The sequence below is a fragment of the Allorhizobium sp. nf9_anc genome (genome assembly GCF_056323085.1).
In genome coordinates this window covers 1,201,335-1,213,708 of the sequence record NZ_CM150481.1, presented here as the reverse complement: position 1 = coordinate 1,213,708, position 12,374 = coordinate 1,201,335, and the positions used below count along the sequence as shown (strand labels likewise).

Annotated in this window: 9 protein-coding genes; 4 read left to right on the top strand and 5 right to left on the bottom strand. The window is 62.5% G+C overall.

Translation table 11 applies throughout. The features are described 5' to 3' along the window. Positions 1 to 125: 125 nt before the first annotated feature. The 3 genes from AC02Y0_RS05590 to AC02Y0_RS05580 form a co-directional block, all read right to left on the bottom strand. Positions 126 to 2,387, bottom strand: coding sequence for a methyl-accepting chemotaxis protein (locus AC02Y0_RS05590; protein WP_476382923.1), 2,262 nt, complete (start codon positions 2,385 to 2,387; stop codon positions 126 to 128). A gap of 192 nt (positions 2,388 to 2,579) precedes the next feature. After that, a complete protein-coding gene (gene ettA, locus AC02Y0_RS05585) occupies positions 2,580 to 4,229 on the bottom strand; it encodes an energy-dependent translational throttle protein EttA (RefSeq protein ID WP_307372866.1) in 1,650 nt (549 codons plus the stop codon). 126 nt (positions 4,230 to 4,355) lie between these two features. Continuing rightward, positions 4,356 to 6,140 (bottom strand): hypothetical protein, encoded by a 1,785-nt coding sequence (locus AC02Y0_RS05580; RefSeq protein WP_476382922.1) that lies wholly within the window; start codon positions 6,138 to 6,140, stop codon positions 4,356 to 4,358. Between the two features lie 135 nt (positions 6,141 to 6,275). Here AC02Y0_RS05580 and AC02Y0_RS05575 point away from each other — a divergent pair, with 135 nt between their 5' ends. The 3 genes from AC02Y0_RS05575 to AC02Y0_RS05565 all read left to right on the top strand — a co-directional run bounded on the left by AC02Y0_RS05575 (position 6,276) and on the right by AC02Y0_RS05565 (position 10,211). Continuing rightward, positions 6,276 to 7,202 carry an alpha/beta fold hydrolase gene (locus tag AC02Y0_RS05575; protein ID WP_476382921.1) on the top strand — a complete coding sequence of 309 codons (927 nt, stop codon included), beginning with the start codon at positions 6,276 to 6,278 and terminating at the stop codon, positions 7,200 to 7,202. A 160-nt stretch (positions 7,203 to 7,362) separates the two neighbouring features. Beyond that, positions 7,363 to 8,562 carry a succinate--glutarate CoA-transferase gene (gene caiB / locus AC02Y0_RS05570; RefSeq protein ID WP_476382919.1) on the top strand — a complete coding sequence of 400 codons (1,200 nt, stop codon included), beginning with the start codon at positions 7,363 to 7,365 and terminating at the stop codon, positions 8,560 to 8,562. After that, positions 8,559 to 10,211, top strand: a complete 1,653-nt coding sequence (locus AC02Y0_RS05565) for a thiamine pyrophosphate-binding protein (RefSeq protein WP_476382918.1) — start codon at positions 8,559 to 8,561, stop codon at positions 10,209 to 10,211. The genes caiB and AC02Y0_RS05565 overlap by 4 nt, the downstream gene beginning before the upstream one ends. 82 nt (positions 10,212 to 10,293) lie before the next feature. Here AC02Y0_RS05565 and AC02Y0_RS05560 read toward each other — a convergent pair whose 3' ends face one another. Further along, the gene (locus AC02Y0_RS05560) at positions 10,294 to 10,878 is read right to left on the bottom strand and encodes a bifunctional transcriptional activator/DNA repair enzyme AdaA (RefSeq protein WP_476382917.1); all 585 of its coding nucleotides are present in this window, start codon (positions 10,876 to 10,878) and stop codon (positions 10,294 to 10,296) included. Positions 10,879 to 10,992: 114 nt separating this feature from the next. On the opposite strand from AC02Y0_RS05560, the gene AC02Y0_RS05555 reads away from it, so the two are divergent. Further along, positions 10,993 to 11,928: a DMT family transporter gene (locus AC02Y0_RS05555; protein WP_476382916.1), complete on the top strand. Its 936-nt coding sequence runs from the start codon at positions 10,993 to 10,995 to the stop codon at positions 11,926 to 11,928. A gap of 80 nt (positions 11,929 to 12,008) precedes the next feature. Here the strand turns inward: AC02Y0_RS05555 and AC02Y0_RS05550 are convergent, their stop codons facing one another. Beyond that, a complete protein-coding gene (locus AC02Y0_RS05550) occupies positions 12,009 to 12,350 on the bottom strand; it encodes a RidA family protein (RefSeq protein ID WP_102022044.1) in 342 nt (113 codons plus the stop codon). Positions 12,351 to 12,374: the final 24 nt, after the last annotated feature.

The following is a 12,374-nucleotide window of genomic DNA, read 5'->3' as shown; positions in this document are numbered from 1 at the left end:
CTGTTCAGCGGATGATGCAAGCCGAAAGTTTTCCGTCGGCGCAATGTGGTCGGAAAAACGAAGACGGCCGCCTTGCAGCAGCCGTCTGACGTGACTGGAAATGAAAAGCGCGAGGCGAACTGCGGTCAGAATTCTTCCCAGCTCTCGCGGGCAAGCGCGGTGTTTCCTGAAACCGCCGGCCGCGCAGACATTCGACCCTGTGAATGTGCAGGCGTGCGCCTTTCGTCCCCGCCGGGGCCTGCTCTCGAAGATGAGGACGCCTGAACGCCCTCTCCGGTTCTGAACCGGCTGAGGAGTTCAGCAAGCCCCGCCGCTTCCTGCGCAAGGCCTGCGGACGCTGCATTCATCTCCTCGACCATAGCGGCATTCTTCTGCGTCGCCTGATCCATATGGTTGACCGCCTGATTGACCTCCCCGAGGCCGACAGACTGCTCCTGAGCGGCTGACGCAATGGCGTCCATATGCTCGTTGATCGACTGTACGAGCCCTGCAATCGCCGTCAGGCCATCGCCAGTCTCGTTGACCAGCTTCACGCCTTCGCTGACGGCCACCTCGGAATTGCCGATCAGTGCCTTGATTTCCTTCGCCGCATTGGCCGAGCGCTGCGCAAGCTCCCGAACTTCCTGGGCGACAACGGCAAAGCCCTTGCCGGCTTCGCCCGCACGGGCGGCCTCCACGCCGGCATTGAGCGCGAGAAGGTTTGTCTGGAAGGCGATCTCGTCGATCACGGAAATGATCTGGCTGATCTGTTTGGAGGCATGCTCGATGCGCTCCATGGCGGTGACGGCATTGCCGACCACCACGCCGGACTCCTCGGCACGGCTGCGGGTGTTGCGGACGATGTCACGCGCCTCACCGGTCCGCCGCGAAGTTGCCGTGACGTTCGAGGTAATTTCCTCGAGCGCTGCGGCCGTTTCTTCGAGCGAAGCCGCCTGCTGTTCGGTGCGTTTGGCCAGATCATCGGAGGCATGCGAGATTTCGCCGGACCCGCCGCTGACGGCATGGGCCGAACGACCAACCGAGACCAGCACGCCGCGCAGCTGATCGACAGACGTATTGAAGTCTTGGCGGAGGGCCTCGAATTGCGGGGCGAACTGTTCGTCGATCTCGCACATCATGTCGCCGGACGCGAGACGCTTCAGCCCGGCAGCGAGTGTCCCGGTTGCCTTTGTGAGGCGCGCTTCGGCATCCGCTTCCGCCCGCGCCTGCATCTCCGCACGCTCTCGTTCGGCGCGGACACGGTTCTCTTCCGCTTCGGATTCCAGCTGCGCGTTGCGGATCGCGGCGTCCCGGAACACCTCGACCGAACGCGACATGACACCGATCTCGTCGGTACGCCCGGTGAACGGGATCGTGCTCGCACGATCGCCATCGGCCAGGGTCTGCATCCGCCCGGCAATTCCGCGAATCATCTGCGACACCGTGCGGACGACGAAGAAGAAGAGCCCGAGCACGACCAGCGTCACACCGGCCGAGATCGCCGTCCCCTGAAGGAAGTCACCGCGCAGGCTATTCAGCTTCTGCTGGGCACCATTGGTCAGGAAGGCATCGGTCTGGGCAATGAGCTTCGCCATCATCCCGGCCTGTGCGCCCGTCAATTGCGCCCAGGTCTCGCCGGAGGCTGGATCAGCACCGGCGGGCGCATTCTCCCAGATCTTCTGACGCGCGGACACGAGGAACTGCCCCTCCGCACCACTGTGGAAATCATCAAAAGGTTTCACGATATCGCCCGGCAGGAACTCCCGCAGCAGGGGCGTGAACCGGTCGCGGAGCGAACGGGCATGCAGGAAGAAGGAATACTGCTTCTGTGCCAGCGGTTCACCGGAGAAATACTGCTCGCCCAGGCGGATCTCGATGAGGCCGGAATCGTTGACCTGCATGAGCGCGTAATAGCCATCGATGAGCCTCGCGAGCTCCAGATCCTGGATGGTCCCGCCCGAACGGCGCACGAGTTCCAGTCCGGCGGCAGAGGCCGGCTGCAGCACGAACAGCGCCGCATCCGAGGTTGCCTTGCCGACATCGACCGCCTTGCGATACTCGGCCAGTCCCTCTTCCTTGCTGATAATCAGGGCAAACGCCTTCTCGATGGTCTCGTCGCGCTCGCCACTGGACTGCCAGCCCGCATAGGCAGCCTTCAAAGTCGCCAACCCTTCATCCACGGCCTTGCGACGCTCGGCGCGATTGTCGGCTGTGGCAAAGGCCTCGGCCGGCAGGACTTGCGCGATCTGCCCGCCTGCCATAGCAAGCGTCTGAACCACCATCTGACGATCAAGCTCGGCATATTGCTGATAACTGTGCCAGACAGAGGTGACGCTCAGCCAAAGAAAGGCGACCAGCGGCGCGATGGCAATGAGATAGAGTTGTTTCCGAAGCGATAGCGCGGCCATATGCCCTCCCCAAACAGCGCAGGCAGCGCAAACCCTATTCGCTGCCAATTTGGGGAAATTAGTACGCAGAACAAATTAAAGAATTTCTAAAATACGATATGCTGAGCAATGGCCTTGAGCGGTTTCAGCCAAAGAGAAAGGCCGACTTCTTTCGAAGTCGGCCTTGTTTCGTCACAACCGGATCAGAGCGCCTCAGCGCGTCAGGCGCTTGTAGGACTGGCTGCCCGGGTTGAGCGCATCCGGGCCGAGGCGGCGGATCTTGTCCTGCTCGTAGTCTTCGAAGTTGCCCTCGAACCATTCGACATGGCCGTCGCCTTCGAAAGCCAGGATATGCGTCGCCAGACGGTCGAGGAACATGCGATCGTGAGAAATGATGATCGCGCAACCGGCGAAGTTCTCGAGCGCAGTCTCAAGCGCACCCAGCGTTTCCGTATCAAGGTCGTTGGTCGGTTCGTCGAGCAGCAGAACGTTGCCGCCGGCCTTCAGCATCTTGGCAAGGTGCACGCGGTTGCGCTGACCGCCGGAGAGATTGCCGACCTTCTGCTGCTGGTCGCCACCCTTGAAGTTGAAGGCGCCGCAATAGGCACGGGAGTTCATGTCGAACTTGCCGAGCTTGATGATTTCGGCGCCGCCCGAGATTTCTTCCCAGACGGTCTTCGAACCATCGAGCGCATCGCGGCTCTGGTCGACATAACCGAGATGCACGGTGTCACCGACACGGATCGAACCGGCATCCGGCTTTTCCTGACCGGTGATCATCTTGAACAGCGTCGACTTGCCGGCGCCGTTCGGACCGATGATGCCGACGATGCCACCCGGCGGCAGCTTGATCGAGAGATCGTTGATCAGCGTGCGGCCTTCAAAGCCCTTGGTGATGCCGTCGAGTTCGATGACCACCTGGCCGAGACGCTCGGAAACCGGAATGATGATCTGCGCATCACCGGGACGAATGCCTTCAGCCGCATCAACCAGCTGCTCATAGGCCTTGATACGGGCCTTGGACTTCGCCTGACGGGCCTTCGGGCTGGATGCGATCCATTCCTGTTCGCGCGAGATCGCCTTCTGGCGGCCGGCTTCTTCGCGGTTTTCCTGAAGCATGCGCTTGGCCTTCGCCTGAAGGTAGGCCGAATAGTTGCCTTCGTACGGAATGCCACGGCCGCGGTCGAGCTCGAGGATCCAGCCGGTGACGTTGTCGAGGAAGTAGCGATCGTGGGTGATCATCATGACGGCACCCGGATAGTCGCGCAGGTGCTTTTCGAGCCAGGCGATGGTCTCGGCGTCCAGGTGGTTGGTCGGTTCGTCGAGCAGCAGCAGGTCCGGCTGCGACAGGAGCAGACGGCAAAGCGCGATACGACGGCGCTCACCACCCGAGAGAAGGGTGACGTCTGCATCCTTCGGCGGGCAGCGCAGGGCTTCCATCGCCATTTCGACCTGCTGCTCCAGATCCCAGAGGTTCTGGCTGTCGATGATATCCTGGAGCTTGGCGCCTTCTTCGGCGGTCTCGTCGGAATAGTTCATCATCAGTTCGTTGTAGCGGTCGAGCACGGCCTGCTTGTCGGCCACGCCTTCCATGACGTTTTCAAACGCGTTCTTGGCCGGATCGAGATGCGGTTCCTGCTCCAGGTAGCCGACGGTGGCGCCTTCAGCGAGCCAGGCTTCGCCGGTGTATTCCTTGTCCTGACCGGCGATGATGCGCAGCACGGTCGACTTACCGGCGCCGTTCGGGCCGAGGATACCGATCTTCGCATCGGGATAGAACGAGAGATGGATGTTCTCGAGAATCTTCTTTGCGCCGTAGGACTTGCTAAGTCCCGACATGTGATAGATGAACTGGCGTGCCATGGGGTCTTGCTCCGGCGGGAATGGGAATTTGCCGCTATGTAGGCGAATTGCGTCGCGTGAGCAATGCAGACCGGGCCAGGATGCCGGGTTTTTCTGCCTCTTGTCGCGAGGAACAGAGCCTCACGATCACTTCAGCGCATCATGCACGACCCTGTAGATCTTGAGGCGGCCCGGCTCGGCGCCCGCGACGGGCACGAGCCCCGGCCAGTCTTGCCCGCCGACCAGTGCCGCATAGAGTGGCGCCTGTTCGGACGGAACGTGAAAAGGCACGTGGCAGACCGCCACATAATCGGCTTCCTCAAGTGCAGCCTTCCGCGCGGCGGCATCGGCCCCCGCAAAGGCGGTGAAACTCAGCTTAATGCCCGGGGCCGCGCGATGGAACGGGATCGCCATGACCGAGACGCCATCGGGCACATGCGCCGCCAGGGCAAGCCCGATGCCGGTCGGAGCCAGGATCCGGCCGGGCGCCAGCCCGTTCAACTCGGCGAAATCCTCGCCCCGGCAATCATCCACCGACATCAGCCAGACAGCGTCCTGCGGTGACGGCCGGTAGGGCATGAGCGCATAGAGACCGCCCACGACGGCTGTCAGAACCGCGACAGGCGCTATCACGAGTGCTTTCGCCCGCCGTCCCTCACCATCTGAGAGCGTATCGACACAAAGCTTAAGCGCCAGCGGCAGAAAGACCGGCATCACGGCCGCCGGAAATCGCACATAGCGGATCAGGAGCACGGTCATGGCTAGGGAACTACAGGCAAACAGGTAGCCCGCCCAGTGCCGCGCGCTGCCGCCCGTTTCCCGACGCCAGAAAGGGCAGGCAAACAACGCAACGAGCGCCATCAGCGCCAGAAACACCAGCACAGCGGCACCCGTCTGTCCGATCTGCCGGAACCCCAGAATGCTCTGCTCCTGCTGGATCCGCTCGAACCAGTAGAAGCGGGAAACCGGATCGATCATCTGGTAAGGCCCGGCAAGGCAGGACGGAAAGAGGAGCACGAGGCTGCAAACCACGAGCGCGCCGGACACCGCAAGCGTCAGCAATCGCGGCAGCGGACCAGCGCCTTCCGGAACCAACCGGCCTGAGATCCAGAAGCAGGCGCCAAAACCGCACAGCGCTGCGATATAGGGCGCCGAATATGCGTCGCAGGCCGTCTGCAGCATGGCGCCGGGTCCAATGAAGGCAATCCCCGAGATAAGCGCGACCACCACCATGGATATGCCGGTCTCGACCAGCATCCGGCGCGCGAAGGGTACTCGCAGAACAAAGCCCATGGCAACAAGCGCAAGGGCTACGGCGACGAAGGGCAGGCATTCCAGGCCGATGACGAGAGAGATCGCCGCCCCTGATCCGACGAACCGACCACCTCGACCCTGGTCCCTGACAAGTCCGTACAGGATCACCATCATCGCCAGGATCTGAGCATTGTGGTGATCGATGCGTCCCGGCGAAAACTCGAAGGCGGCAAAGATCAGCACGAAGCCGACCACCAGCCAGACGGGAACGCTGAGGGCCTCCGGTGGAGTCAACGCCTGCACCGTCCGCACGGTAAGCACCGCAAAAACGAGCAGCATCACCGGCGGCCAGATCTGAGTTGCGGCAACCAAAGCGAGATCGGGCCCGAGGAAAGGCTGAAGGAGCAAGGTCAACACCGCATAGGGCAGATCGATCAGGCGCGACCAAGGCGAAAGATAGATCTCGGGCGATTGGACCATCGGCAGAGTGAGGTCGTACCAACCGCCAGTCACTATCAGATGTTTCAGCTGCAGCAACCTGAGATCATCGTCGATGTCCCCGAAGAAGGAGATCCCGTCGATCCTGTCGAAAGCCACCATGACCAGCAGGAGACCGGCCACAATGACGAAGGGCCACATGCCACCTCGCCCCGCTGCCGATCGCTCCGTCTCCGCCATGCCTGATCCCCGACCTTCGTTCGATGCGTGGAAGCTAGACGCAAAGGAATGAAAATTCCTTTGCCCTCGATCAAGGCCGTTGATTGACAGACGGGGTACAGCAGGCAACACAAGGGAAAATGCAAGGGGATCCAGATGTTTGCAGAGCGACAGTGGCTCGACAGCCCGAGCGGGGCTCGCCTCGCCTATCACCACCAGCCTGCCGAGACCGCCCCGCGCGGCATCCTCCTCCTCTGCCACGGCCTTGCAGAACATTCGCGGCGTTATGAGGGTTTCGCGGTAGCGCTCTCAGCGTCTGGCTATCACGTCTACGCCCACGACCATCGCGGCCATGGCGAGACCACGGCGTCAGATGCGGCGCTAGGATCCTTCGCCCGTAAGGACGGATCTGCAAAGGTCGTGGCCGATGTCATGGCGATGCGCGACCTTGCGGCCGGCAAACACCCGGGACTACCGATCATTCTGTTCGGCCATTCCATGGGCGGCCTGATCGCGCTGAATGTCGCGACCGAGCACCCGCAGGCCTTCGCGGCGCTCTCGATCTGGAACTCCAATTTCAATCCCGGCCTTGCCGGTCGCTTCGCCCAGGGCGTGCTTTACCTTGAGCAGATGCTGAAGGGGTCCGATGTCCCCTCCCTGATCCTGCCGAAGGCGACCTTTGCCGCCTGGGGCCGCGCGATCCCTGGCCATCGCACGGCCTTCGACTGGCTCTCGCATGATCCGAAGGAAGTCGACGCCTATATCGCCGACCCGCTTTGCGGCTTCGACGCCAGCGTCTCCATGTGGCGCGACATCTTTAAGCTAACCTTTGCCGGCGCCGACCCGGAACGCCTCGCCCGCCTGCCGCAGAGGCTTCCGGTCTATCTCGTCGGCGGCGCCGAGGATCCGGCGACCAACAAGGGCCGCGAGATCCGCTGGCTAGGCCAGCGCATGCTGGATGCCGGCATGACCGATGTCGAAACCACCGTCTACGAGACCATGCGCCACGAGACGCTGAACGAGATCGGCCGCGAAAGGGCGATTGGCGATTTCCTCGCCTGGCTCGGCAATCTCGGCCCTTGATGCTCTGATCTCTTGCCGAAACGGAATGATGCCATGAGAGAATATCAGGTGCAGATGGCAAAATCCGGCGGTATAGCTCGCTCGACAGCAGTTCTTGTCATGGCCAGCGATCCAAAAGGGTCAGATTACACGGCCTGACGACACGGCACAGGATCGCGCCATGACGACCAAGCCCACCGCCCCGCCCCCGCTCTCAGGCATTCGCGTGATCGAGCTCGCCCGCGTGCTTGCAGGCCCCTGGGCGGGCCAGATGCTGGCCGATCTCGGCGCCGATGTGATCAAGGTGGAAAACCCCGAAGGCGGCGACGATACACGCGCCTGGGGACCACCCTTCGTTGAGGGCGCCGATGGCGAAAACCTCTCGGCTGCCTATTACCACTCGACCAACCGCAACAAGCGCTCGATATCAGTCGATCTGAAGACGCCGGAGGGCCAGGAAACGGTCCGCCGCCTCTGCGCCTCGGCCGATGTCATCATCGAGAACTTCAAGCGCGGCGGCCTTGAGAAATACGGGCTGGATTACGAGAGCCTGAAGGCAATCAATCCCAAGCTCGTCTACTGCTCGATCACCGGTTTTGGTCAGAACGGCCCCTATGCCGATTTCGCCGGCTACGACTACATCGTCCAGGGCATGTCCGGCTTCATGTCGATTACGGGCGAGAAGGACGGCGAACCGATGAAGGCCGGTGTGGCGATCGCCGACATCTTCACCGGCATCTATGCCGTGACCGCCATTCAGGCCGCCCTCATCCATGTAATGAAAACAGGCCAGGGCCAGTTCGTCGATATGGCGCTGCTCGACGTCATGTCGGCGGTGCTCGCCAACCAGAACATGAACTACCTGATCTCGGGCAAGGCGCCGACACGGCTCGGCAATGCCCATCCAAACATCAGCCCCTATGAAGTGGTGCCGACATCAGACGGCCATCTGATCCTTGCGGTCGGCAATGACGGGCAGTTCAAACGCCTTTGCACCATCCTCGGAATAGCCTCAGTCGCTGAGGACGAGCGTTTCGCCACCAACAAGGCCCGTGTTGCCAACAAGGTTGAAGTCCGCCAGATCGTCACGGCAGAGACCGAGAAGTGGCAGAAGCGCGATCTGCTGTCTGCCTGCGAGGCGAATGCCGTGCCGGCTGGGCCGATCAACTCGATCGAGGAAATGTTCGCCGACCCGCAAGTTCAGGCGCGTGGCCTCAAGATCCAGTTGACCGACGACAAGGGCACCGTGATCCCAGGCGTGCGCACGCCGATCGTGCTCTCCGAGACACCCCTGCGCTACGAGCGCCCGAGCCCGCGTATCGGCGAGCACGGAAACGAAATTCTGGCCGAACTGGCCGAGCTGGAAAGGAAGACGCGATGAAGAGAACCGGCGGTGAACTGATCGTCGAGGCGCTGAAGGCCAATGGCGTCGAACGTGTGTCCTGCGTTCCCGGCGAAAGCTATCTGGCCGTGCTCGACGCGCTGAAGGACAGCGGCATCGAGACGCTGGTCTGCCGCCAGGAAGGCGGCGCCGCGATGATGGCAGACACCTGGGGCCGCCTCACCGGCAAGCCCGGCATCTGCATGGTCACGCGTGGTCCGGGCGCCACCAACGCATCTGCCGGCCTGCATGTCGCGAAGCAGGATTCGATCCCGATGATCCTGTTCATCGGTCAGATCGGCCGTGACATGAAGGAGCGCGAAGCCTTCCAGGAAGTCGAATACCGCCGTGCCTTCACCGAATTCGCCAAATGGGTCGGCGAGATCGATGATGCCCGCCGCATCCCGGAATTCGTCACCCGCGCCTTCGCGGTCGCCACCTCCGGCCGCCCAGGCCCGGTCGTGCTGACGCTGCCCGAGGACATGCTGCTCGACGAGGTCGAAGCCCCGGAAGCCAAGCGCTACACACCCGTAGAGGCCCATCCCGGCCCAAGCCAGATCGCCGCCCTCGGCGACATGCTGAAGACCGCCAAACGCCCGATGATCGTCCTCGGCGGCACGCGCTGGAGCGAGACCTCGGTCGCCGGCATCCAGGCCTTCGCCGAAAAGTTCAGGCTGCCGGTCGGCTGCTCCTTCCGCCGCCAGATGCTCTTCGATCACCTGCATCCGTCCTATGCCGGCGATGTCGGCATCGGCATAAACCCGGCGCTGGCGAAAGAGGTGAAGGAGGCCGATCTGCTGATCCTGCTCGGCAGCCGTTTCTCTGAAATGCCCTCCTCCTCCTACACGCTGATGGACATCCCCTACCCAGCGCAGACGCTCGTGCACGTGCATCCAGACCCGTCCGAACTCGGCCGCGTCTACCGTGCCGATCTCGCGATCTGTGCCGCCCCTGAGGAATTCGTCGCAGCACTCGCATCGCTCGATGCACCCGCCGCGCCCGCATGGGCCGAGCGCACCGAGACCATGCATGCAGCCTATCTCGCCTGGTCGACGCCGCCCAAGGCAGGCCCGGGTGCTGTGCAGATGGGGCCGATCATGGAGTGGATCGAAGCCAATACGCCGAAGGATGCGATCTTCACCAATGGCGCCGGCAACTATGCCACCTGGCTGCATCGCTTCCACCGCTTCCAGGCCTTCAACACCCAGGCAGCCCCGACCTCCGGTTCCATGGGCTATGGCCTTCCTGCAGCCGTCGCCGCCAAGCAACTGTTCCCGCAACGTGAGGTCATCTGCTTTGCCGGTGACGGCTGCTTCATGATGCACGGCCAGGAATTCGCGACGGCCATCCGCTACAACCTGCCGATCATCACGCTCGTGATCAACAACGGCATGTATGGCACGATCCGCATGCATCAGGAGCGCGAATATCCGGGCCGCGTCAGCGCCACCGACCTGACCAACCCCGACTTCGCAGCGCTGGCCAAGGCCTATGGCGGCCACGGCGAAACCGTCGAAAAGACGGAGGATTTCGCCCCTGCCTTCCTGCGCGCCCGCGCCTCCGGCAAGCCCGCGATCATCGAAATCAAGCTCGACCCGGAAGCGATCACGCCGACCCGGACCTTGACTCAAATTCGCAACAAAACCTGACAGGCAGTTGAATCAAAACAGAATGGCCGGCTGATCCCCGGCCATTTTTCTGTTCGGTCAGAGGTCACGCCCGACAGGGCAATCATGAGGGACGTGGCGACGAACTCCGTTTGATCGCCGTCGGCGGCCGTTTGTACACCTCCTGAAAGACGGCATTGAACCGCCTGACGCTTCCGAAGCCTGCCTGTAGCGCAATCTCGGTGATCGTCATGTCACTGCCGGTCAGCAAGCGCTTGGCGCGCTGAACCCGCGCCGTTTTCGCCACCTGCAGCGGGCTTGCGCCGAGATGCTTTTGAAACAGCCGCGTCAGATGCCGTCCGCCCACGCCAACCCGGGAAGCAAGTGCCTCGACGGTCGCGCCGGGCGCGTCGAGTGCGCCGTCGTCGCGGATCAGTCTTGCTGCCCTTTCGACGATAGCAGCACTGCCCTTCCAGGCCGGGCTGAACGGCGCCGTTTCCGGGCGGCAGCGCAGGCAGGGGCGATAGCCCGCAAGTTCGGCTGCCGCCGCACTCGGCAGGAATTCGATATTGCAGCGATAAGGCTGGCGCACCGGACAGACACAACGGCAATAGATCCCGGTCGTTCGAACGCCGATGAAGAACCGGCCGTCAAACTGGGGATCACGCGCAAGCCATGCCTGCTCACATTGGGGGATATCGAGGCTCATGATCGGAGATTACATCAGCTTTTAGAGCCCCAAAAGGACAGAGTCCGAATCCGGCGAGCAAATCGCGGTTCGGCGGGCCACTCATGTCGAACAGATCAACCCTGGAACCATCGCATGCAGCAAAACCAATCCATGGGCCTTGTCGACTGGGCTCTTCTCCTGGCACTGTCCGTTCTGTGGGGCGGTTCATTCTTCTTTTCCAAAGTCGCCCTCTCCGAACTGCCGCCGCTCACGGTGGTCCTGGCCCGCGTTGCGATCGCGGCAATGGCTCTCTTCGTCTATTTGCGCATCCGCCGCCAGCCCATCCCCGCAGACGTCACCACCTGGACCGCTTTCCTGGGCATGGGTCTCCTCAACAATCTCATCCCCTTCACGCTTCTCTTCTGGGGGCAGACCCAGATTGCCAGCGGCCTTGCCTCGATCCTCAACGCGACCACACCGATCTTCTCAATCCTCGTCGCGCATGTTCTGACATCGGACGAAGGCATCACGCGCAACAAACTCGTCGGCATCGCCCTTGGGTTCTTGGGTGTCGCAGTGCTGATGGCCGGAAACCAAGTGGAGACAGAGGCCATACCGCTCCTGCCCCTCCTCGCCTGCCTTGGCGCAGCCCTGTCCTATGGCTTTGCTGGCGTCTTCGGCCGGCGCTTCCGGCGGATGGGCATCTCGCCGGCAACCAGTGCATTCGGCCAGGTATCGGCGACGACGCTGATGATGATACCCGTGGTCGCGCTGATCGATACCCCATGGCATCTGCAGATGCCGGGCATGACGACCGTCGCTGCGCTTCTGGGTCTCGGGCTGCTGTCGACGGCGCTCGCCTATATCCTCTTCTTCCGCATCCTCGCGGTCGGCGGCGCAATCAACAGCTCCCTGGTCACCCTGCTCATTCCGGTCAGCGCCATCCTGCTCGGCTATCTGTTCCTCGGCGAAAGATTGGCCTCCAACCATTTCGCCGGCATGGGCCTGATCGCGCTCGGACTGCTCTCCATCGACGGGCGCCTGTATCGCTGGCTCGTTGGCCGGAGACACAAGTCCGCCAGCCCATGAGCCCTGAGCAACCGCCGGAGAAACAACAAAAGGCCGGGATCGCTCCCGGCCTTTTGCATTCTGTACGTTGCCCTGAAAGATCAGATGGCAGCGGTGACGATGAACTCGACCTTGTAGTCCGGGGTCGCGAGCGGGGCGCCGCTGGTGGCGCGGGCCGGCGGGTTGGCCGGGTCGATCCAGGCTTCCCAGACAGCGTTCATTTCGCCGAAGGTGGACATGTCGGAGAGGTAGATGATCGTCTGCAGGATCTTCGACTTGTCCGAACCGGCAGCAGCCAGCAGGCGGTCGACTTCGGCGAGCGCCGACTTCGACTGCTCGGTCACGGTCGAACCTTCGCCGACCTGGCCGGCCAGGTAAACGGTGTTGCCGTGGACGACGGCGCCGCTCATGCGCTTGCCGGGCTCGATACGCTTGATGCTCATGGGGAATCTCCTGCTTGAGGCTGG

Excerpts from the sequence above, each read along its gene's own strand:
- AC02Y0_RS05560 (WP_476382917.1), bottom strand. The coding sequence starts at position 10,878 with ATGAGCCTCGATATCCCCCAATGTGAGCAGGCATGGCTTGCGCGTGAT.
- ettA (WP_307372866.1), bottom strand. The coding sequence starts at position 4,229 with ATGGCACGCCAGTTCATCTATCACATGTCGGGACTTAGCAAGTCCTAC.
- AC02Y0_RS05555 (WP_476382916.1), top strand. The coding sequence starts at position 10,993 with ATGCAGCAAAACCAATCCATGGGCCTTGTCGACTGGGCTCTTCTCCTG.
- AC02Y0_RS05565 (WP_476382918.1), top strand. The coding sequence starts at position 8,559 with ATGAAGAGAACCGGCGGTGAACTGATCGTCGAGGCGCTGAAGGCCAAT.
- AC02Y0_RS05580 (WP_476382922.1), bottom strand. The coding sequence starts at position 6,140 with ATGGCGGAGACGGAGCGATCGGCAGCGGGGCGAGGTGGCATGTGGCCC.
- AC02Y0_RS05590 (WP_476382923.1), bottom strand. The coding sequence starts at position 2,387 with ATGGCCGCGCTATCGCTTCGGAAACAACTCTATCTCATTGCCATCGCG.
- caiB (WP_476382919.1), top strand. The coding sequence starts at position 7,363 with ATGACGACCAAGCCCACCGCCCCGCCCCCGCTCTCAGGCATTCGCGTG.
- AC02Y0_RS05550 (WP_102022044.1), bottom strand. The coding sequence starts at position 12,350 with ATGAGCATCAAGCGTATCGAGCCCGGCAAGCGCATGAGCGGCGCCGTC.
- AC02Y0_RS05575 (WP_476382921.1), top strand. The coding sequence starts at position 6,276 with ATGTTTGCAGAGCGACAGTGGCTCGACAGCCCGAGCGGGGCTCGCCTC.